We start from the raw sequence: 21,100 nt of genomic DNA, 5'->3' as shown, positions 1-21,100 counted from the left end.
GGGGCAGGCTCCTTCGCCACGGCACTCAGAAGCGCGCCTTCACCGTCGCGGTGAAATTGCGCGGCTCACCGTAATAGTTACCGAAGCTTTCGGTGCCGATGGTGGTGTAGTAGCGCTTGTCGAACAGGTTGTTGCCGTTGAGCGCCACCGACCAGGTGTCATCGATGCGGTAGCCGATCCGACCGTTCCACACCGCATAGCCGGCCTGGGTGATCTTTTCACCGCTAAGCGGCGATACGCGGAAATTATCGCTCTGCGCATTGACCCCGGCGCCGACGCTGAACCGCTCGAAGGCGCCACCGAGGGCGTAATCGCCCCAAAGGCGCAGCACGTGGCGCGGCACATAGCTGTTGAACGAACCGCCATTGAGGCTGCTGTCGATGTCGTCCAGGGTCTTGGTCTGGGTGTAGGTATATCCGGCGAGCAGTTGCAGGCGCTCGATGGCTTCGCCGCTGATCTCGGCCTCGAAGCCCTGGGCGCGGACCTTGCCAGCGTTCTCGTAGCAGTAGCCGTCCGATGAGGCGCAGGTGGAGTTGTAATCCGTCTGAGCCTGATCCTTCTGCACGGTGCGGAACAGGTTGAACGCCGTGTTCAGGCGCCCTTCGAACCACTCGCCCTTGATCCCCAGTTCATAACTTTCGCCCACCAGCGGCTTGAGCGCCGAGCCGCTTTGCGAGCGGTAGTTGCCCTGGGGCGTGAAGATATCCGAATAACTGGCGTAGGCGGTCAGGTGTTCGTTGAGATCGAGCAACACGCCGGCAAATGGCGTGACCTGGCCGGTCTCGGTGCTCCTGGCCTGTTCCGTACCGCCGGTGAGAAATACCGAGTCGCTCTTGGAGCTGTACCAACTCACCCGACCGCCGACAACGAAGGTCAACGGATCCGCCAGTTTCAGGCGCAACGTGGAATACACGCCTTGCTGTTCGGTGAGGGTCTTGACCGGCCCACCGCGGGTCGAATTATCAATGAAGTAGCTGTCGTCCGGCTCCGGGATGTGCCGATCCGGGTCGAAGACGTTCTGCTTCTGCGGCAACAAGGCGACCGAATAGAAATCATCCTTGTCCGAACGACTGGCGTTGACTCCGAAGATCAATTCATGTTGCTGGCCGAAGGCGTCGAACTTGCCGTCCAGGTAGGCGTCGAGGCCGTAGTCGACCTGATCGTAGTCATACAGGCTGCCCAACAGATTGGTGGTAGAGCCCCCCGGCGTCACCGCACCCGATGCAAACGCGTATTTGGTGTCCTGGGTGTTTTTTGTATAGACGCCTGCGACTTTCACGGCCCAGTCATCGTTGAGCTGATGCCGCAGGTCGCCGAAGACCGTGGTCCGCTGGCTGCGCCAAGTGTTCCACGAAGGGTCCAGGCAGGTGGAACGGCTGAGTTTCAGGTCGCGGCCATTGCGGTAGCGTGGCAGCCCGCCCCAGCAAGGGCTCGCGTCGACATCCTCGTACGCCACGCCCAGGCCGAGCGTGGTGTCGGGTGCAAGGTCCATATCCAGGGCGCCGTAATAGACCTGATCCGTACGCCGGGCATCGTCGTAGAAGTAGTGCCGGCTCTGCTCGGCGATCACCGCCCTGCCCCGCACGGTGCCGGCATCGTTCAACGGGCCACCGGTATCGACCTGCCCGCGATAGTTGTCCCAGGTGCCGCCCGAGAGGCTGAGTTCAGTCTGCGCCGTAGCCTGGCCGCGCTTGCGGACGAAATTGACGCCACCGGACGTACCGCCGGATCCCTTCATCATGCCGGCAGCGCCGCGCAGGACTTCGACCCGGTCGTAATAGGCCATGTCACTGCTGAAGCTGTCGGCCTGGACATAGCTGTTGCCCATGTCCAGCGGCACGCCGTCGTACTGGTATTGGCCGGACATCCGGAACCCGCGGGAATAGAAATACTTGCCGCCCATGGTCGAGTCGTAGACGGTGATACCCGGGGTCTTTTCCATCACCTGCTCGATGGTGTTCAGGTTCTGATCGTCGAGCATCTTGCGAGTGATCACGGTGACCGATTGCGGCGTTTCGCGCAGCGAATGCTCGCCTTTGCCGATGGTCACCGCCCCAGTGGTGTAGGACCCGCTGTTTTCGGTGGTTGCCGTGAGCAGTTGGCCGTCGATGGTCGTGGTGCCGAGCTCCAGCGCCGAGCCGGGCGCAGGTGCGGTACGCAGCCGGTAGGTCCCGTTGGCCTGGGGTTCGGCTTGCAGGCCGCTACTGCCGAGGATGCGCGCGAAACCTTCGGCCACGCCAAAGGAGCCTTTCAAGCCTGGCGACCGCAGCCCCTGCATTTGTGCGGCATCGAACGAAATCGCGACGCCGGCGAGGCTGGAGAAACGCGTCAGCACATCCACCAAGGTGCCAGCGCCGATATCGTAGGCCTGCGCCGAGTGTTGTGGCACCGAAGCCTGCGCAACCGGACTGGCGTAAGCCGCCCAGGCGCCGAAAGACGTGGCGGTCAGAAAACCGATTTTCATTGCGATTGCCAGACGACCTGGCGTGTTCACGCGAGACATGTGTCCCTTCCCCCAAAACAGTCAAGAAAACTCACTGAGGGATGAGCCGAACGATGCCGAGGAAAAGTGCAAAAACATTTTCAACCGGACCAACGGGAGCGCGTCGGCCTTGTCAGGCACGCGACACCTGGGCCCAGAACCGGCTGTAGCGAGTCACTCGCAACGAGAAACCGGTTTCGAGTGCGGCCAGGGCAAGATCGGTATTGTCGATGGGGAAAACGCCGGAGACTTTCAAGTCGCCGATGGCCGAGTCGCAGCGCAATATTCCCGTGCGATAGCGGGAAAGCTCCACCAGCAAGGCCGACAGCGGGCGATCGATGGCGATGATGCTGCCCTGTTGCCAGGCACCCACCGATACATCATTGGCGCGAAACGCACCCAGCGACCGACCGGTGAAGCCCAGGCGATCACCCGCGTCGACCCGCTGGGCTGGCCCGCCGCTGCGCAAACTGACTTGCACGGCCTTCTCCAGCACCGCCACCTCACCGCCGTCGTCCTGGGCGCGGACGATGAATCGCGTCCCCAGGGCCAGCACTTCGACTTGGCCAGTGATGACCTTGAATGGCCGCTGCAAGGGATCGACCCCGGTCGTCACGAGAATTTCGCCCCACAACAGCGTCAATGTCCGCTGGCGGCCATCGAAACGGACGTTTACCGAGGTGTCGGTGTTGAGCAGCAGCGTGCTGCCGTCCACCAACTGGAACTCACGCCGCTCGCCCACGCCGGTCCGGTAATCGCAAAGCAGGTTCTGCGCGGTCTCGCTGCGCCAGCCCAGCCATCCCAGGCAGCCGGCGGAGGTCAGCAGCAAGGCGCTGCGCAGCACCTCTCGACGAGGTCGGCCAGGGTGGGCACTCAAGGTTGGCGCAGCCAATGCGCCCGGCACGCTGGCCATCTGTTCCGACACCGCCGCCATGCGTTGCCAGGCCTGCTCGTTCAGCGGATCCGCGGCCAGCCAGGCCCGCCACCCTTCGTGCTCCGCGTCAGTTGTGGTGCCGGAGTGAAGCCGGGCATACCATTGCGCCGCGACACGGATGGCCTGCAATTGCTCGGACGACACGTTCATTCGGGCTGCAACTGGATGTGCATCAGACAGCAGTGTTCCATGGCTTTGGCCATGTGGTTGTTGACCGTCCGTACGCTAACGCCGAGGCGCTCGGCGATCTGCGGGTAGGTCAGGCCGTTGAACTGCGAGAGGATGAACGCCTGCTTGACCTTGGGTCCCAGGCCTTGCAGCAGCCGATCGATTTCCATCAGGGCCTGGAACAGGATCGCCTGCTCTTCCAGCGATGGCTGCTGCGCTTCAGGCATCGCGGCCAGCGCTTCGAGGTACGACTGCTCAAGGGAACGGCGGCGAAAGAGATCGATCAGCAGCCCTTTGGCGATCATCGACAGATAGGGCCGCGGCTCGCGGATATCCAGTGCCGAGCGCGCCTTGATCACCCGAACGAAGGTATCCTGGGCCAGGTCCGCCGCATCGAAGGTATTGCCGAGGCGCTTGCGCAGCCACCCCTGAAGCCAACCATGATGGTCGCAATACAGATCGTTGACGGCGCTGCGTAGGGACAGATCGTGGGCGGACATGACAATGGAATAATTCGCGACTGATAATGACTCGCATTGTCATCGTAGCGACCACCGTATTGCAACCGGATGTGAGCGAAAAACCCTGCCGTGGCTTCAGCCTGATCAGTGAACCGAATGGCTTTTAACAGTGCTCTCCACCAGATCGAGCATCTGTCCCAGCGCCCACGGCTTGGCGATGAACGAGGCCTGGTGCTTGATCCCCGCGCTTTCCGGCGTCTCGAAGCCCGACATGATCAGCAGCGGTATCTGTGGCCAGCGGTCCCCGGTCAGGTTGGCCAGGTCCGCTCCGTCCATCGCCCCGGGCATGGTGATATCGGTCAGCAGCAGGTCCACATAGTCGGCGCTCTCCTCCAGGAACGTCAGCGCCGAATCTGCGCTTTCCCGAGGCTCGACGACAAACCCTTCCTCTTCCAGGATTTCGCACAGAAACTCCAGGATGGTCGGATCATCCTCAACGACGAGAATCAAACGTGTGGTCGCCTGTCCGTTGCCCTTCGGCATCGAATTCATGAAAGTGACTCTCCTTGATTCCATTAGCTTGCTTTGCGGTTTCAGCCGCTCTGCAAGTTATGAGCGACGCCCTTGCGAGAAATTCATTCTGCTTGTGCAGACAACCGCCGGGCGTTGCGCCAAACGGCCCGTTGCAACGCAGCGCAACGTTTTATCTGTATATCCATACAGATAAAGCTTGCCGCGACGCCGATCCCTGACCATGCTAGCGCCCCATGAAACCTGCTTAGGAAGAGGCGTTATGCGGCTGTACCTGTGTGAAAAACCGTCCCAGGCCAAGGATATCGCCGCGGTACTGGGCGCCACGCGACGCGGCGACGGCTGCTGGCTGGGCGCAAACGTCACGGTCACCTGGTGCATCGGTCACCTCCTGGAGACGGCCCCGCCCGACGCCTACGATGCCCGCTACAAGCGCTGGGTGCTGGCCGACCTGCCCATCGTGCCGGCGCAATGGAAGATGACCGTCAAACCGAAAACCGCCAGCCAGTACAAAGCGGTCAAGCGCCTACTGGGCGAGGCAACCGAACTGATCATCGCCACCGACGCCGACCGCGAGGGCGAAATGATCGCCCGCGAGCTGGTCGAGCATTGCCGCTATCGTGGGCCCATCCAGCGCCTGTGGCTGTCGGCGCTGGACGAAGCATCGATCCGCAAGGCCCTGGCCGCCCTCAAGCCCGGAGCGGAAACCTTCAACCTCTACCACTCGGCCCTGGGCCGCTCTCGGGCCGACTGGCTGATCGGCATGAACCTGAGTCGCCTGTTCACGCTCCTTGGGCGTCAGTCCGGCTATCAGGGCGTGCTGCCGGTAGGCCGCGTGCAGACACCGACTTTGCGGCTGGTGGTAGACCGCGACCGTAGCATTGCCGATTTCGTCCCGGTCGCCTACTGGGCCATCGACGTGCGACTGAGCCACGCCGGCACGGCCTTCACCGCCCAGTGGCGCGCCGATCCGGATGCCTGCGACGACCAGGAGCGCTGCCTGAACCAGGCCCTCGCTCGCGATGCGGCACAAGCCATGGGCAATGCCGCTACCGCCAGGGTGATCAAGGTCCGCACCGAACGGTTGCGTGAGGCCGCGCCGCTGCCGTTCGACCTGGGCACGCTGCAGGAGGTCTGCTCGAAAAAGCTCGGCCTTGGAGCCCAGGAAACCCTGGACATTGCCCAGTCGCTCTACGAAACCTACAAGCTCATCACCTATCCGCGCAGCGATTGCGGTTTCCTGCCCTTGAGCCAGCACGGCGAAGCACCCGCCATTCTCGCCGCCCTCGCCCAGGCCGACCCGGGCCTTGCGCCGCTGCGCGAGCACCTGCAACCGCAACGCAAATCCCGCGCCTGGAACGATGCCAAGGTCAGCGCGCACCACGGTATCATTCCCACGGCCGCGGCGAAGAACCTCGACAAGCTCGCCGGCAAGCAACGGGCCGTCTATACGCTGATTCGCGCGCGCTACCTGGCGCAGTTCCTGCCCAACCATGAATACGACCGGACCCAGGCCGACTTCGATTGTGCCGGCCAGGCCCTGCGAGCCGTCGGCAAGCAGATCATCGACCCCGGCTGGAAACGCGCCCTGCCCGAAGCACTGGCGCCCGCACGCGGCCGCGAAGCCCCCGCGCCACAAACCCTGCCGCCGCTGGCCGAAGGCCGCGATTGCAATGTGGACGAGGTGATCCCCAAGGACCTGTGGACCCAGCCGCCCAAGCCGTTTACCGAGGGCGACCTGATCAAGGCGATGAAAAATGTCGCCAAGCTGGTGGAGGACCCGCTGCTCAAGCAGAAGCTCAAGGACACCACCGGCATCGGCACCGAAGCAACCCGAGCCTCGATCATCCAAGGTCTGCTCGATCGTGGTTACCTGGTAAAAAACGGCAAGGCCCTATCCGCCACTCCAGCGGCGTTCAGCCTGATCGACGCGGTGCCTCGGGCGATCGCCGACCCCGGCACCACAGCCATCTGGGAACAGGCCCTGGACATGGTGCAGAGCGGTGAGATGAGCCTGGAAGAATTCGTCACGCGACAAGCCGCCTGGATGAGCAAGCACGTCGCCCGCTGCCAAGGCATGAGCCTGACCATCAACGGCCCGGCCAGCCCCGCCGGACGTGGCGCGGCGCCGTGGAAGAAAAAACGCAAACCAGCCAAGCGCAAGGCTGACGGCGCACCGCGCAAAGCGGGCAAGGCCAAGGCCACCTGAACCCCGCCATACGCGCGGTCCCCGTGGCGAGGGAGCTTGCTCCCGCTGGGCTGCGTAGCAGCCCCAAGGAACCACACGCGCTATATCTGATATATCGCATGTGCCTTTTTGAGGGCCGCTTCGCACCCCAGCGGGAGCAAGCTCCCTCGCCACGGCAAACCAATCGCAGCCGGTTTTTCATACCCAAACCATTTTGTCCGACAATATGTAGTGACCAAAAATAATCACTACAAAACCGTTGACGCCTCCGATTTGCCCTTGCATGATGCAGACGTCTCCCCGATCGGGAGTACGGTAAATGTTTGAGCAAGCTCGTCTGACCGCCGAGCTGTTTTTTTGATAAGGGACTGCCCACAAGGCAGATTGAAGGTGCTGACCTGGCAAGACCGTCCGGTAACAAGGACGAGAAACGCTGGCGATCAATCCTCATGACGCATGGGCTCGACTGTCAAAAGTCGACACTGACCTGAAGATTCTTCGCTGTTTCTCATCGTTGTAGCGCATTTGCGTAGCAGCCCTTCGATAACACTACACAACCGATGCACGACCCCGTCGGATTCGACGGACGAGCGCTGACGACCTGTTTTCGGTAGCAGGCAGGCAATTTACCGAACAGCGAAGTTTTGCGAACCACCAGACAGATCAACCAAATGGTCAAGGGGCTTACACATGAATCTGAATAATCAACCATCTATTGATGAACTGGCTCGCATGTTCGCAGCACACAAGGACACCCTGGATAGCCATATCCTGTGGATCAGCAAGACTGGCCAGGTCCATATGGACTGCCTCTCGCCTTTCACCCAGGAAGAAGAATTCGAGAAAAGCCAGGAAGACCTGTGCGCCCGGCTGAAGATGTACCGTCGCGGCCAAGGCTACGTCGGCAAGAAAGCCGCCGCCGACAAGGACTTCATGGGCCGCGTGCTGCAAACGCTGACCCAGGCCTGGCAATCGGTGCAGAACTCTGCCGAGGTCCGGGTCATCGACCGCCTCTGCTGACATTCCACAAACACAAAAGGCCCGCTCCTGCGTCAGGAGCGGGCCTTTTTTTTGGCTTCTAGAAAACCGACCAGCCGATCCGTTGGCTGAGCAGTTCCAGCGCGGCCATGCCAGCCAGGGAGTTGCCGGCGGTATTGAGTTCCGGCGACCAGACGCAGACGCTGAACTGCCCGGGCACCACGGCCACAATGCCGCCGCCCACCCCGCTCTTGCCAGGCAGGCCGACGCGATAGGCGAAGTTGCCGGCCTCATCGTACAAACCGCTGGTGGCCATGATGGAGTTGACTTGCTGGGTCTGGCGAGCGCTGAGGATCTGCTCACCGCTGTGCTTGCAGAAACCATCGTTGGCCAGGAAGCAGAACGCCCGAGCCAGGTCGATGCAGTTCATTCGCAGCGCGCAATGGCTGAAATAGCTGCGCAACACCGCTTCCACGTCGTTATGGAAATTGCCGAAGGACTGCATCAGATAAGCCATCGCTGCGTTGCGGGCGCGGTGCTGGTATTCCGACTCGGCAACCTTGCCGTCTACCATCACCTGGGGATTGCCCGACAACCGTCGGACGAAATCGCGCATCGACAACGCCGGAGCGGCGAAGCGTGACTGGTTGATATCGCAAATCACCAAGGCCCCGGCGTTGATGAACGGATTACGCGGCCGGCCGCGCTCGAATTCCAGTTGCACCAGGGAATTGAAGGGCTGGCCAGAGGGCTCATGGCCCAAGCGCTCCCAGATGGCTTCGCCGGAATGCTCGATGGCCTGCACCAGGCTGAAAACCTTGGAAATACTCTGCACCGAGAACGGCGTCTCGGCATCGCCCGCGCAATAGATCTCGCCATCGTTGCTGTACACGGCAATACCGAGTTGATTGGCCGCCACGGTGCCGAGGGCAGGAATATAGTCGGCCACCTTGCCCTGACCAATCAGGGGGCGAACCGCATCGAGGATCTCGTTCAACAGTGCTTGCATGTGCGCAGGGGTCCGGTCATTCCCCGTTCGAGTGCGGGGATACAGACGCTAGACGCTGGTGGGTGGGGTCAGAGCACACTGAGTTGCCCGAAAAAAACCGTGGCCAGGAGCAAGCTCCTTCGCCACAAAAGCAATGATGCGTGGGCGCTTGTGGTGAAATCCTGCGGTCTATAGTCAAGAATCAACCCGCAGGAGGTAACCGATGCGCCAGATTATGCAAAAGGAACCCTGGTGGGCCGCGCCGCCCCGGCCTGGGCAGGATGAAAGTGAATTGGAATGGGGCTGGCTGGTGGTCTACAGCGAAGGCGAGCCGCGTTTCGAGTTCATCAAGGAGCGTCCCACGGACGAACAGATCCGTCAGCGCAAAGGCTGCCGGGTCACACTCGGGTCCGAGTGACCGCGCTCATGGTTCGATGACAGGCAGGAACACCGGTCGGTTGCTCAGGTCTGCCGCCACCAGGCTATCGTCGATTTGCCCAGCCAGGTAGTAGACCGCCGCCATGACGCCGCTGAGGGGATGCTTGAGCGATTTGAACCACGCTTCGTCGAACGCCGCGCTCAGGCTTTTACGGATCTGCGCTTCCATTTCCGGCCGTTCGCCCTCATGGATGATCGCCCGGATGCCCGCCACGCCTACCGAAATCAGCGCCCCTGCCGCCTTCCCGGCGACAGCCGCCGCCGCACCGGTCGCTCCTCGCGTGGCGAACTGCGCCTCGATTTTTTCACTGGTACGTTGCGCCACCGTGGCAATCACGGCGTCCGACGGACCGGAACCGGTGTCGGCGGCTTTGTCGACATGATCGATCAGCGCCGCATAGGCCGGCAGTGTATTGAGCGGTTCGGTGTGGACCATTTCGTACAACGTTGCGTTGCGCGTCGCTGGCGGTCCCAGGTTGATGGCCGTAATTGCGTGCAGGCGCCGGTTCATCAGTTCGGTCGGGATTCGGTGCCGTTGCGCAATGACCTGGACCTGTTGGTTGAGCAGGCGCAGGTAATGCCCCGTCGCGTTGGCCCGGATCGCCTCGGGATCGATTTCCACCGCCACCGGTTCCAGCACCTGCTCGCGATATTGTTCCTGCAGGTAACCCGCCAGGCGCCTGGACGACGAGTCCGCCTCGCCCTTGGCGCTTGCCGAATACCAACTCACCTTCACGGCCAGCCACTCCTGGGTCCAGTAGCTACTGAACCAGGGGATAAATGCAGCCTCGGTGCGCTCGTAGACCAGCACTCGCCAATGTTCCATTGATCCGCGCGCATAGAGTTCGGCTTGCTCGGTGGCGCTTTTCGACGCGGCGATGATCTGCCGGTCCGCCTGCCGCCAGGTGTCCGGCGCAATCACCACCGGGGCGACCTGTTGGCCGCGCTGCGACGTGGCGCACCCCGCCAGAACGAGCATCACGGCCAGCATCAGCGAACGCCGCACGATTGCGCCACCTTGGAATCCTCTCAACCCTGGGATTGAGTGTAGGCCGTTAGACAAATCATTGTGGGAGCGAGCTTGCTCGCGATGGCGGCGTATCAGTCGATATCAACTTTGCTGACACACCGCTATCGCGAGCAAGCTCGCTCCCACAAGGGTCTAGCGCAAGCTCGCCACGAGTCGCGGTCGTGTCAGTTAAAACCGGGTGAAATGCTCGAATTGCCAGCTATCCGCAGCGCCATCCTCGGACGGTTTATGCGAAGTGCCACTCGGCGTCCAGTCGGTGCGCTGCCCAACCAAAGTGCCGAGGTAGGGCCTGGCGACCTCCAGCACCCGCTCATGGTCCAGCTGTTCCGGCTCGACGATGCCGCGATCCGGATGCTCAACCGCCCAGACGATGCCAGACAGCACGCCTGCCGCCACCTGCAGGGTGGTGGCACTGTTGAAAGGCACCAGCGCGCGAGCTTCGTCAATGCTCAGCACCGAGCCAAACCAGTAGGCATTCAGCTCATGCCCCATGAACAACACCCCCAGCGCATCTGCCCCGCCGCTGTCGATTTCGCCGTTGAGGATGCGCTGCCGGGCTTGGGTTTGCCAGCCGCGACCGATCAGCTCGTGGACCGAGAGCAAGGCGTCATTGCAGGGGTGATAGGCGTAATGCAGGGTCGGGCGATAGATCAGTCGACGCTGGTCTTTCACGGTAAGCAGGTCGGCTGTGGAAGCGGTTTCATGATGGGTGATCATCAGCCCCAGGCATGGCCCGCCCAACGGCGTCCAGGTCTTGACCGGCACGCTGGCGCTCGGGCGTGCCAGGTAGATCGCATTGCGACTGCCAAAGCGATGGCGCCGGGCGGACGCTGGCCAGGTTCGCTCATGGCTGCCCCATGCCAGCTCCGCCGGTTGGCTGCCTTCACTGATGAAGCCCTCCACCGACCAGGTGTTGACGAACTCATCGTCCTCCTTGAGTTGCCGGGAACGCTGGGTATCACGCTCGGCAAAATGAATCACCTTGATCCCCAATTCCATGCATAACCTGGCCCAATCGACACCGGCGCGGCGCTGAGGTATCGGATGCCCCAACTGCACCGCCAGCTCCACCAGGCCGGCCTTCAGCAAGTGGGTGATCAAGCCCGGATTGGCCCCGTGAGCGACCACCGCCGTCGGCCCTCCGGCCAATTTCTTGCGCAGGCTCAGGACCTGATAACGCAGCGCGTAATTGGTGCGATGGGAAAAATCCAGGTGCGGATCGTCGTATCCGCCGGCCCACGGTTCGACGCAGGTGTCCAGGTACAAGGCGCCCTTGGCGCAGGCATATTCGATAATTGCCAAGGAGCTGACTTCCACCGAAAGATTGACGATGAAGTCACCGGGTTTGACCCAGCGATCCAGCGTCTGCGCGAAGGTTTGCTCGGTCAATGCCTTGCGGACAAAACGGATCCCCCGATCCTTGAACCAGAGGTTCTGGTCGATCACCGGCGCGATCACGGTGATTTGCCTGACCTCGATATGGTCCTGCCCCAGTACCAATGGCAACGTGGCCCGGGCGATGGAGCCGAAACCGATGAAGACCATGTGGCCGCTGAACGCAACCTGATGGTTCATGTGCCGCCTCCTTGACGGTATAACCGGACGAACAAGGCTGCCGCCACTCTCGACAGATAAGGCGCGGGCCACCCCGCGCCGTATCATTGCCCGTTTACGAGGTACCCAGGCCGCCAGACAGATCCGCGCCGGAATGCGCATGCCCGGTGGCCGGCGCAGCGCTTGGCTCGTCACGGTGCTCGGTGGTCTTGCTCACCGTATCGCGGACCGTTTCGTAGCCGTCGCGGGCCTTTTGCTTGGCCTTGTCGGCCAGGCCGGCACTGGTCTTGCCCATTACCCGCTGTTCGGTCGACGTGCTGGGTAGGGCTGCTCCGAGCATGGCGCCCAAGGCGATACCCGCTGCCGCCATCATCAGCGGTTGCTCCTTGAGCAGGCGGCTGAACTGATCGCCCAGATCCTGGGAACCTTGGGCCAGGCGGTCGCCTGTCTGCGTGGCGCTATGCCGTGCATTACGGGCGCTCGCCCCCAGGCCATCAGCCAGATGCGAAGCCTTGTCCTTGAGCTGATGAAACCCTTCGCGCAAGGAGTTGGTGGTGTCATGCAGATGACCGCGGGCGCTGTCCAGGCCACCCGACAGCCCCTCGCTCCAGCCGCTGGCGTCCTGGTCGGGCCCAACGCGATAGCCGACCCGGGGCGGGTGGTTCTGGCCGAGCATCAGCCAGCACAAGCCAACCGTGGTCAGCACGGTTGGCACCGGATTGTTGCGCACCGTCGTGCCCAGGTTGCCGAAAAATTCGGCGCCATTGCCTTTCACCATGCCCAAGGCCTGGTCAAGCATCTGCCCCGGCGTGAACTTGCTGCCCAAGGCATCGACGATGTGGCTGATATGGGCGCGCTGTTCGTCGATCTCGCGCTCGATGGTCTCCGAGCTCTTCTCCGCTTCAGTCTTCAATTCATCCTTCATGAGGCTTTCCTCCGCAGGGCTTCCTGGTCTTTGTGCATGGCATCGAGCGTTCGGTCAGGCTTGAAATGGGAAGGCTCGAATTGCTTCTTGCCGGACTGGACCATGACAAAACCGATGATCATCACCACCACGCCGACAATCAGTGCGGCCAGCCAGGGCGCCATCATCGTGCTCAGGCCATACACCACTGCCATCAGGAGGATGATGAAGCCGGCCATCAGCACCATGGCGCCGCCGGCCACTGCGGCGATACCTGCCTTCAGGGTGTTGAGGCTCGCCTGGAATTCAGCCTTGGCCAGCGCCAGCTCCTTGGTAAAGAGCGACGGGACTTCGTGGGTCAGTTGCCGCAGCAAGCCCATGACCGAGGCATCGTTTTCGGGCGTCGAGGCGCCGGCGGAACGCTGGATATCCGGGTCTGGTCGATTCATCACAATTCTCCTCTGGTATTGGCCGAGCCCGGCAGCGAGCCGGTGGCGGAATCACTGGGATGGTCCTGAACGCTGGGTGAAGTCGGGGTTACGCCGGTGGCGAGGCCGCTGCTGGTCCCTGCCCCCGGACCGATAGGATCAGGCATGGGGTCAAAGGGTTGGGCGTCGAAGGGCTGGGCTCCGAAACCTTCGGCGGCTGGATCCGACTGCGTAGAGGCAGGGCTTTGCACTTCGGTGGTGATCGGCGAGGTGCCGGCCTTGAGGAAACGCGAAAGCCCGAACCCCACCGCAATACTGCCGGCGAGGAACAGGCCGGGGTTATCCCGCGCCAGGCGAGAGCCATCGTGCAGCAGCTCTTCAGCGCTCTTGTTGCGCAGTTTGCTGGCCAGGCCGCTCATGCTGTCGGCCATGTCCGCCAGATAATGCGACAAGCCAAGGGTGTCGTTGGCTTCAAGCTCGGACATCGCGGACTTCGCGCCACGCGCCAATGCATCGATCTGGTCCGCCGCGGTATCGCGGTACTGGCCGAAATGCGCATCGGCCTTTTCGCGGGCGCTGCCGATGGCTTCGTTAACGTCCTCCTTGATGTGGTTCAGGGATTCTTCAGGTCGTCCCTGGTTTGCGTTACCGCTTTGTCGCTCGGTGTTGTTGTCCGGGATAGTCATGTCTGTCCATCGCCTCCGTGATGAAAAACTCAACATCAGGCAAGCGCCGAAACGTTGCCTGGATAAGTGCCTCTCAGAACAAGTGACGGGACGCGCGGGAGCGTAGTTCCAACGAGTTTTATTGTCAGACGCTGTGCGGTCGTTGGGGGCGTTTGGCTGGGTTTCGCTTAAAAAAATCGGGCATTGGGTGAACACCAATGCCCGATTCAACACTGCACCCGTGGCGAGGGAGCTTGCTCCCGCTGGGTTGCGCAGCGGCCCTGAAAACTCCTGCGTCTATACAAAAACCTGGGCCTGCTGCGCAGTCCAGCGGGAGCAAGCTCCCTCGCCACAAGAGCTCTTCAATTCAACCTCAGGTTTCCATCGTCGCCGCCTGGTTGCCGCCCTGCTCGGCGATTTTCGAAAGTTTCTCGTCGGTGGCTTTCTCTTCCTTGAGCGTCGCCAGCAACAAACCGACCACTTCGTCGCCCAGGTTCAAGTGCTTGGCCATGGCGATCAGCGTGCCGTAGCTGGCGATTTCGTAGTGCTCGATCTTCTGCTGGGCACCGATCAGCCCTGCATCGAGCACTGCGCCTTTTTCGATTTCGTCGATCAGCTCCTTGGACTCCTCCACCAGCCCTTCCATGGCAATGCATTTCATGCGCTTGAGCTTGATACCCGCCACCTCGACAAGGGTGTCGATGCGTTCGATCTGGCCTTGGGTTTCTTCAAGGTGATCGTTGAAGGCTTGCGCCAGCAAGGGGTTGGTGGTGGCTCGGGCCATGCGTGGCAAGGCACGAGTGATCTGCTTTTCGGCGCTGTAGACATCGGACAGTTCGTGAATGAACAGGTCCGTCACGGTTTTTCTGGCCATCTCGGCATCCTCCTTCGGGTTGAAGTGGTGAAGCGCCGCTTCACCTGTCATCAACACTGACCCGGAGCAAAATGCGGATGTTCAAGAAAATCCGTGCACGCCTGGACAGAGGGTTCCGGGTGCGCTTTAACCCAGCGCGGTATCGAGGAACATCATCACCGCAAAGCCCATCATCAGGCCCAGGGTCGCGGGTGTCTCGTGGCCGTTGCGATGGGTTTCCGGAATGACTTCATGGGAGACCACGAAGATCATCGCCCCCGCCGCCAGCCCGAGGCTGATGGGGTAAGCCACGGCCACGCCCGAGGACATGCCCAGGCCGATCACCGCGCCCAGCGGTTCCATCAATCCCGAACCGACCGCGATAAGCGCGGCCCGCAGGGTGCTGATCCCGGTCACACGCAGCGCCATGGCAATGGCCAGGCCTTCGGGGATGTCCTGGATCGCGATAGCGGTGGTCAGGGGCAGGCCGACCTTGAGGTCGCCATTGGCAAAGCTGACGCCGATGGCCATGCCCTCCGGCAGGTTGTGCAGGGTGATCGCGAGGACAAACAACCACACCCGGTTGATGCGCTTGGCCTCGGGACCGCGGCGCCCACTCAGCTCATGTTCGTGGGGCACGAAGCGGTCGAGCCCGACCATCAGCGCGACGCCCAGCGCCAGGCCGATAACGACCACCAAGGCAGCAAGCAACTGGTTGCCGCAAATGATCTGCGCAGCCTCGATCCCCGGCAATATCAGCGAAAAAGAGCTGGCCGCGAGCATCATCCCGGCAGCGAAACCGAGCATGATGTCCTGGGTACGCGACGAGATATCGCGTAGCACCACCGCCATCATCGCCCCCAGCGCGGTAGCGGCAAAACCGGATATCCCACCCAATGCCGCATAGCCGAGGTGTTGGCGATCGGCCCCCACCAAGGCGTTGTAGCCGCTATACAGCAGCAGTACGGCGACCAGTGCCAATCCCAGCCAGAAGCTCACGCCCAGCAGCAGGTTGTTTTGCACAGGATCAAGCCAGGTACGCCAGGGCGATCGGATCCGGGAGGTGGGCTGGTCCATCAAAGGTCCTTGTTGATTTGGCCGTGCAATACCCGACCGCCGAGCGCATTGGCAGAACGATCAGGCGGAATTTTCGGGCGGGGGGGCAAGGCCCCCTCGCCAACTTCTTACAGTTTGTCACCTTGCATCCCCGAACCCAAGTCGGCGCCCGTGGTGGGATTGCTTTCAGGATTGGACATCGTCCGCGCCTTCATGTCCATCAACAGTGCCTCGTCCTTTTCACTCAACTGCACGCTGGCCAGGCCATCGCCGCCGTCGACCGCTGGCGTCGGATTCTCGACGTACTCCCAATCGTCGCCCTGGTTCCATGGGCCGCGCACGGTAGGTTCACCCTGGGACATGTTGAAATACACGTTGGTGAACTCCGGCATGCCTGGCAGCTTACCTTGCGGGAAGTTGGGCTGGATGGAATGCAGGGCTTTTTCGAACGACAGCTGGTGGGCGATTTCCCGGGTCATCAAGAAGCCCAGGGCTTCTTTCACACCAGGATCATCCGTGACGTTCATCAGCCGCTCGTAAACGATTTTCGCCCGGGCCTCGGCGGCGATATTCGAACGCATGTCCGCCGTCGGTTCGCCGATCGTATCGATGTAGGCGGCGGTCCATGGCACACCGGCCGAGTTGGTCAACGGCGAGCCGGCGCCATACAGCACACTGGTGATGTGCGAGTCATTGCCGGCCCCGTTGATTTCCCGGTACAGCTGGCCCTCCTGCTCGACGCCTTCAGCCATCTTGCCCTTTGCACCCTTGTTCAGCATGACGATGATCGAACCGATCACCTCCAGATGGCTGAGCTCTTCGGTGGCAATGTCCATCAGCAGGTCCTTGCGGCCCGGATCATCTTCGGACAAGGCCTGGGTGAAATAGCGCGACGCCGCCGCCAACTCGCCCTGGGCGCCGCCAAACTGTTCAAGCAACAGATTGGCCAGTCCTGGATTGGGCTCAGCGACACGCACGGTATATTGCAGTCGTTTGTTATGTACGAACATGGTAGAACTCCTCGATCAGGACACTCATGAGAACACTGCCGGCGGCAGGCCCATGAAAGTCAGAAGAAGTTAAACGGATAAGATTTGTTTTTTATTCAAGGCAGAAGACGAATGGTAGTTTCAATCAACAGAAACTCATCCACGTCTCAATATAAGTGAACAAACGGAGCCGGGCATGACATGACCGACGCTATTTAAATCGATAGTGGCCGGAACAGACCCCATGCCAACGGCATGGGGCCTGCAGAGACCACGGGACATTACGATTTGCGACCGCCACCGTGGCTGTTTTCACCGCCTTTCTTACCGGCTTCGGAAGCTTTTTCCCGGTCGTTGGCAAAGTTGCCACCCGACGCCTGGCCACCTTTGCGGCCCGCTTCAGAAGCCCGTTCAGGGTCATTGGCAAAGTTGCCACCCGAGGCTTGACCACCTTTGCGGCCGGCCTCTGCGGCACGTTCCGGATCGTTGGCAAAATTGCCACCCGACATATGGCCACCCTTACGGCCGGCCTCGGCTGCGCGTTCCGGATCGTTGGCGAAGTTGCCACCCGATGCCTGGCCGCCTTTCTTGCCGGCTTCCGATGCTTTCTCACGATCGTTAGCGAAATTGCCAGGGTTGTTATTGCCTGTATTTGCCATTTCATTCACCTCGTTAGTTGCTATTTGCGAACCCCGTTGGCTCGTACTTATTCGGAAAACCTGAACCGTTCAAGGTTTGAATAAAGTTCTTCAAACGGCGACGAACGGTCATCGTCTTATTTATATACCGCTGCGCTTGGTATGTATTGAAACTGGCTATCAAACAAGCGGCGATCGATTAACGACAGCAAATACCAAACAATGTAGGAGCGAGCCTGCTCGCGAAAGCGTTAGGAAGTTCAACATTCATATCGAATGATAAATAGCATTCGCGAGCAGGCTCGCTCCCACAGGGGCGTACTCCAAACCTCAAAAACAGTGCGTGTCTTTCCACGCTGTCCGCCAAGGGCCGGATGGCGCCAGCACCCCATTGCACCGGTCTCGTCACCCAGGCCGCGCGCCGTTCCAGGAAGCCAAAACTCGCGAGCTGCCGGTGTTGTCTTGCACCACCGCACTGACCGGCTTGCGGTGTCCGGGCACCCTGTCGCCGATGCCCGGATAAAGCGATGTTCAAGGTGAAATCGGATCGCTGGCCGGGAACGTTTCCTCCAGCGCTTCATCCAGTTGGTTATTGGTAATGTCCCGCTCGCCGACCTTGCCACTTTGTTCGCAATGACAATCCGCCGCCGGACATGGCTCTCCATTCGGGTGTTGTTCCGCGCAGGCCTGGCTGCAATAGGCCTCGCCGACATGATTGAACACCCGTTCAGGATCTACCTCGCAATGGCAGCCGGGGCAGCCACACTGCAGTTCGCTCATGTTTGTCCTCCAGGGGACCGGTGTCGTCAGGATCCCACCAGTAATTGAACTTCAAGGTTGGCCGCCGCGACGCCGTGCTTCGCTACATACACTTCGTCGGTCCAGCCTTTGGTCAGGTTGCGATAAGTCTGCGTGCCAAGGGCCGCTCCGCTGTTCCATTCAATGACATCGCCAATGTCGACATCATTGGCGGGCCCAAGCTCAAGTACCGTATGGCCGTCTTCTTCCGCCACATAGACGCCCACCCTGGCACTCTGTCGATTGATGGCCCTAACCTCACCGGTGGTCTGCTTCATACCTGTCCTCTTTGCGGTTGATGGCAGGTTTGGCGCGGCCGAACCGGGCCGCGCCTCGCATTGCACCTCAGCGCTTGGCTTCGGTATGCGGATTGGCCGAACGCTCAAGGAACGCCTGGGTGATTTCCGGCAGATGATCGCGCAGCCATTCAGCCATGGCGATTTCCTGCGGCAGAATCTGCTCGCAGGCCTTTTGCGTTTCCACATCGCCAGCCACTTTCGCCGCTTCGATCAGCACCGTGTACGAAGCAATTTCCAGGTTCTCGAAGACGTAGCCACTCATGGCGCCCTTGACTACTTCGTCGCTCATCGCCATGCCACCCATGGCTTGACCGAACGCCATCAGCTTGCCGGCCATGTCCTTGAGCATCGACGGGCTACCGCCCAGGCGCTGGATGCATTGTTCCACCAGCTTCTGCTGGCCGAGCGTCTCTTCGATGTGCTGTTCGATCCGCGCCTTGAGCACCGGGTAGTGCTCCAGCCGCTCGGCCTGGGCCTTGAGCATTTTCTCCGCTTGCTGTTCCATGGCATGAGCGTCGTTGAGCCAATCCAGCAGGTTCTCTTTAGGGGTTGCCATTTACCTTCTCCTTAATCAGTGTTCATCGACGCACCGCAGTGCGAGAGCGCTGAAATACCGCACATAAGGTGGATGTCGCGCGCGCCGGGAAAGTTTGAACAATCACCTTCGGCGGGCGACGAAAGGCGCTTGGCGAAGCCGATGCTACCCTCAAGGAATCCAGGCCAGCGGAGTACACCCATGCCCGACGATCTACACCGTGACCCCGTCGAACAATTGCACGAATACCTGACCGGGCGGCGCTTCCTGGTGCTGACCGGAGCGGGCATCAGCACGCCGTCCGGCATACCCGATTACCGGGACAGCGACGGCGTGCGACGGGGCAGGCAACCGATGATGTACCAGGAGTTCCTCGCTAGGCCAGAAGCGCGACGGCGCTACTGGGCGCGAGCGATGCTGGGCTGGCCACGCTTGCGCCAAGCACAGCCGAACCAGGCTCATGAGGCCTTGGCGGCGTTGCAGGGCCAGGCGCGCATCAGCGGCTTGATCACCCAGAATGTCGACGCCTTGCATGACCGGGCCGGGAGCCGCGATGTCATCGAGTTGCACGGCAGCCTGCATCGGGTGCTGTGCCTGGACTGCGGCCAGCCGAGCGAACGGCAACAGATCCAGTTGTTGATGGAGGACCAGAACCCGTACCTGGCCGGTGTCGATGCGGTGCAAGCGCCCGACGGCGATACCTTGCTGGACTCGGCCTTCGAGGCCCGCTTTCAAATCCCCCGTTGCCCGCATTGCGATGGCGAACGCTTGAAACCCGACGTGGTGTTCTTTGGTGAAAACGTCGCCGCCGCTACCGCGACTCGCGCCACCGAGGCAGTCGGGCAGGCGGATGGATTGCTGGTGGTGGGTTCATCGCTGATGGCGTATTCGGCCTTTCGCCTGTGCCGGGCGATCAAGGATCAGGGCAAGCCGCTGCTGGCGATCAACCGCGGCAAGACCCGCGCCGATGAGCTGTTGGATCTGAAGGTTGAAGTGGCTTGCGAAGACTTGTTGCCATTGCTGATCTAACACCGCCATCCACTGTGGGAGCGAGCTTGCTCGCGATAGCATTGGATCAGTTGCATCAATGTTGGCAGACACACCGCTATCGCGAGCAAGCTCGCTCCCACAGGGATTGGGTTATGCCGAAGGTAACTGCATGCCCATATCCTGATCCCTGAGCGTATCGAACATCGCCTGCGCCGCCGCCGACAATTCATGACCCGGCTTGGTCAGCACGCCGATGGCCCGCTCTATTACCGGATCGCTGAGGGTGATGCAGCGAGCGCCCAGCTCGTGCATCTGGCCGACACACAGGGCCGGTACGGCGCTCACGCCCAGGCCGCTGGCAACCATCCGCCCGACTGTCGCCAACTGATGACTTTCAAACTCGACCGGCAATTTCATGCCGCGAGCGTACAGATGCTCTTCGAGCATCACCCTTACCGTCGAGGGTCGTTGCAAGGTGATGAACGGCTGCTCCAGCAGCATTTGCCAACGGATCTCGCCGAGCTTGGCCAGCGGCGAATCCAGCGGCACCACCGCGACGAAGCGATCGAGGTACAACGGCGTGAACGCCAGCGATGAACTTTGCATCGGCTCGAACGCAACGCCCAGTTCCACGTGACGATCACGGACCATTTCCAGCACCTGCTCGTTGATCACGTCGTTGACCGTGACGTTGACATTCGGGAACTGGGCGCGGAAGGTCTTGAGGATCGGCGGCAGCAGGTTGCCGGCAAACGAGGGCATCGCCGCCAGCGTCACGCGGCCGCGCTGCAAGGTGAAGCGCTGGCGCATTTCATCCTCGGCGTTTTCCCAGTCGGCCACCAGGCGGCGTGCCAATGGCAGCAGTGATTCACCTTCGGGAGTCAACGCCACGTTACGGGTGTTACGACTGAACAGGCGACCGCCGAGCCCTTCCTCCAGGGCCTTGATCGTCAGGCTCAGGGCCGATTGGGACAGATGTAGCCGCTCGCCGGCGACGGCGAAGCTCAGGCTCTGGGCCACGGCGAGGAAGGCGCGGATTTGCTTGAGGGTCATGGTCGCTGCGCTCCCAGCGGCAAGCAGTGAGTTCCAAGCTGCAAGTGAAGGGCAGCAACTATTGAGTTTTATCAATCAATCCCACGTAAAAATCAACTTAACAAATATATGACTTGGCGCAACACTGCATTTCATTGCGA

Annotated in this window: 22 protein-coding genes; 4 read left to right on the top strand and 18 right to left on the bottom strand. The window is 61.2% G+C overall.

Features of this window, described 5'->3' with window-relative positions; all coding sequences use genetic code 11:
- Positions 1-25: 25 nt before the first annotated feature.
- The 4 genes from J3P94_RS11150 to J3P94_RS11135 form a co-directional block, all read right to left on the bottom strand.
- The gene (locus tag J3P94_RS11150; RefSeq protein WP_434573356.1) at positions 26-2,503 is read right to left on the bottom strand and encodes a TonB-dependent siderophore receptor; all 2,478 of its coding nucleotides are present in this window, start codon (positions 2,501-2,503) and stop codon (positions 26-28) included.
- Between the two features lie 112 nt (positions 2,504-2,615).
- Complete coding sequence (locus J3P94_RS11145) at positions 2,616-3,566, bottom strand: FecR domain-containing protein (RefSeq protein ID WP_434573354.1); 951 nt, start codon at positions 3,564-3,566, stop codon at positions 2,616-2,618.
- Entirely contained in the window at positions 3,563-4,084 is a 522-nt protein-coding gene (locus tag J3P94_RS11140) for a sigma-70 family RNA polymerase sigma factor (RefSeq protein WP_434573352.1), read from the bottom strand. Before J3P94_RS11140 ends, J3P94_RS11145 begins: the two co-directional genes overlap by 4 nt.
- A gap of 105 nt (positions 4,085-4,189) precedes the next feature.
- Positions 4,190-4,597 (bottom strand): response regulator, encoded by a 408-nt coding sequence (locus J3P94_RS11135; protein ID WP_305500247.1) that lies wholly within the window; start codon positions 4,595-4,597, stop codon positions 4,190-4,192.
- A 241-nt stretch (positions 4,598-4,838) separates the two neighbouring features.
- Here J3P94_RS11135 and J3P94_RS11130 point away from each other — a divergent pair, with 241 nt between their 5' ends.
- Together J3P94_RS11130 and J3P94_RS11125 are read left to right on the top strand one after the other, a co-directional pair.
- Complete coding sequence (locus J3P94_RS11130; RefSeq protein ID WP_434573350.1) at positions 4,839-6,785, top strand: DNA topoisomerase III; 1,947 nt, start codon at positions 4,839-4,841, stop codon at positions 6,783-6,785.
- Positions 6,786-7,454: 669 nt separating this feature from the next.
- Positions 7,455-7,784 carry a hypothetical protein gene (locus J3P94_RS11125; protein ID WP_305500244.1) on the top strand — a complete coding sequence of 110 codons (330 nt, stop codon included), beginning with the start codon at positions 7,455-7,457 and terminating at the stop codon, positions 7,782-7,784.
- 58 nt (positions 7,785-7,842) lie between these two features.
- On the opposite strand, the gene glsB is transcribed toward J3P94_RS11125, so the two are convergent.
- Positions 7,843-8,751 carry a glutaminase B gene (gene glsB / locus J3P94_RS11120; RefSeq protein ID WP_434573347.1) on the bottom strand — a complete coding sequence of 303 codons (909 nt, stop codon included), beginning with the start codon at positions 8,749-8,751 and terminating at the stop codon, positions 7,843-7,845.
- A 202-nt stretch (positions 8,752-8,953) separates the two neighbouring features.
- On the opposite strand from glsB, the gene J3P94_RS11115 reads away from it, so the two are divergent.
- Complete coding sequence (locus J3P94_RS11115; protein ID WP_434573346.1) at positions 8,954-9,148, top strand: hypothetical protein; 195 nt, start codon at positions 8,954-8,956, stop codon at positions 9,146-9,148.
- Between the two features lie 6 nt (positions 9,149-9,154).
- Here J3P94_RS11115 and J3P94_RS11110 read toward each other — a convergent pair whose 3' ends face one another.
- From J3P94_RS11110 to J3P94_RS11055, 12 genes are all read right to left on the bottom strand, one after another.
- The gene (locus J3P94_RS11110; RefSeq protein ID WP_434573345.1) at positions 9,155-10,174 is read right to left on the bottom strand and encodes a hypothetical protein; all 1,020 of its coding nucleotides are present in this window, start codon (positions 10,172-10,174) and stop codon (positions 9,155-9,157) included.
- 192 nt (positions 10,175-10,366) lie between these two features.
- Entirely contained in the window at positions 10,367-11,773 is a 1,407-nt protein-coding gene (locus J3P94_RS11105; RefSeq protein WP_434573343.1) for a saccharopine dehydrogenase C-terminal domain-containing protein, read from the bottom strand.
- Positions 11,774-11,867: 94 nt separating this feature from the next.
- Positions 11,868-12,677 carry a DUF3618 domain-containing protein gene (locus J3P94_RS11100; protein WP_434573342.1) on the bottom strand — a complete coding sequence of 270 codons (810 nt, stop codon included), beginning with the start codon at positions 12,675-12,677 and terminating at the stop codon, positions 11,868-11,870.
- Positions 12,674-13,105 (bottom strand): phage holin family protein, encoded by a 432-nt coding sequence (locus tag J3P94_RS11095; protein ID WP_434573341.1) that lies wholly within the window; start codon positions 13,103-13,105, stop codon positions 12,674-12,676. The genes J3P94_RS11100 and J3P94_RS11095 overlap by 4 nt, the downstream gene beginning before the upstream one ends.
- Positions 13,105-13,770 carry a hypothetical protein gene (locus J3P94_RS11090; protein WP_434573339.1) on the bottom strand — a complete coding sequence of 222 codons (666 nt, stop codon included), beginning with the start codon at positions 13,768-13,770 and terminating at the stop codon, positions 13,105-13,107. The genes J3P94_RS11095 and J3P94_RS11090 overlap by 1 nt, the downstream gene beginning before the upstream one ends.
- A gap of 352 nt (positions 13,771-14,122) precedes the next feature.
- Entirely contained in the window at positions 14,123-14,623 is a 501-nt protein-coding gene (locus J3P94_RS11085) for a ferritin-like domain-containing protein (RefSeq protein ID WP_434573337.1), read from the bottom strand.
- Between the two features lie 126 nt (positions 14,624-14,749).
- Positions 14,750-15,679, bottom strand: coding sequence for a ZIP family metal transporter (locus J3P94_RS11080; RefSeq protein WP_434573336.1), 930 nt, complete (start codon positions 15,677-15,679; stop codon positions 14,750-14,752).
- A gap of 107 nt (positions 15,680-15,786) precedes the next feature.
- Positions 15,787-16,668, bottom strand: coding sequence for a manganese catalase family protein (locus tag J3P94_RS11075; RefSeq protein ID WP_434557679.1), 882 nt, complete (start codon positions 16,666-16,668; stop codon positions 15,787-15,789).
- Positions 16,669-16,928: 260 nt separating this feature from the next.
- A complete protein-coding gene (locus tag J3P94_RS11070) occupies positions 16,929-17,306 on the bottom strand; it encodes a general stress protein (RefSeq protein ID WP_039589227.1) in 378 nt (125 codons plus the stop codon).
- A 510-nt stretch (positions 17,307-17,816) separates the two neighbouring features.
- Entirely contained in the window at positions 17,817-18,065 is a 249-nt protein-coding gene (locus tag J3P94_RS11065) for a metallothionein (protein WP_434573335.1), read from the bottom strand.
- Positions 18,066-18,091: 26 nt separating this feature from the next.
- Positions 18,092-18,361: a hypothetical protein gene (locus tag J3P94_RS11060; RefSeq protein WP_434573334.1), complete on the bottom strand. Its 270-nt coding sequence runs from the start codon at positions 18,359-18,361 to the stop codon at positions 18,092-18,094.
- A gap of 67 nt (positions 18,362-18,428) precedes the next feature.
- Complete coding sequence (locus J3P94_RS11055; RefSeq protein ID WP_305500226.1) at positions 18,429-18,938, bottom strand: ferritin-like domain-containing protein; 510 nt, start codon at positions 18,936-18,938, stop codon at positions 18,429-18,431.
- A gap of 180 nt (positions 18,939-19,118) precedes the next feature.
- Here J3P94_RS11055 and J3P94_RS11050 point away from each other — a divergent pair, with 180 nt between their 5' ends.
- Positions 19,119-19,946, top strand: coding sequence for an NAD-dependent protein deacetylase (locus J3P94_RS11050; protein ID WP_434573332.1), 828 nt, complete (start codon positions 19,119-19,121; stop codon positions 19,944-19,946).
- A gap of 111 nt (positions 19,947-20,057) precedes the next feature.
- On the opposite strand, the gene J3P94_RS11045 is transcribed toward J3P94_RS11050, so the two are convergent.
- Positions 20,058-20,960 (bottom strand): LysR substrate-binding domain-containing protein, encoded by a 903-nt coding sequence (locus J3P94_RS11045; RefSeq protein ID WP_434573330.1) that lies wholly within the window; start codon positions 20,958-20,960, stop codon positions 20,058-20,060.
- Positions 20,961-21,100 lie beyond the last annotated feature (140 nt).

Source organism: Pseudomonas sp. Z3-8, assembly GCF_051131975.1.
Taxonomy (GTDB): domain Bacteria; phylum Pseudomonadota; class Gammaproteobacteria; order Pseudomonadales; family Pseudomonadaceae; genus Aquipseudomonas.
Note: the sequence above shows the minus strand (reverse complement) of the source record. Positions and strands in the feature narration are given on the sequence as shown.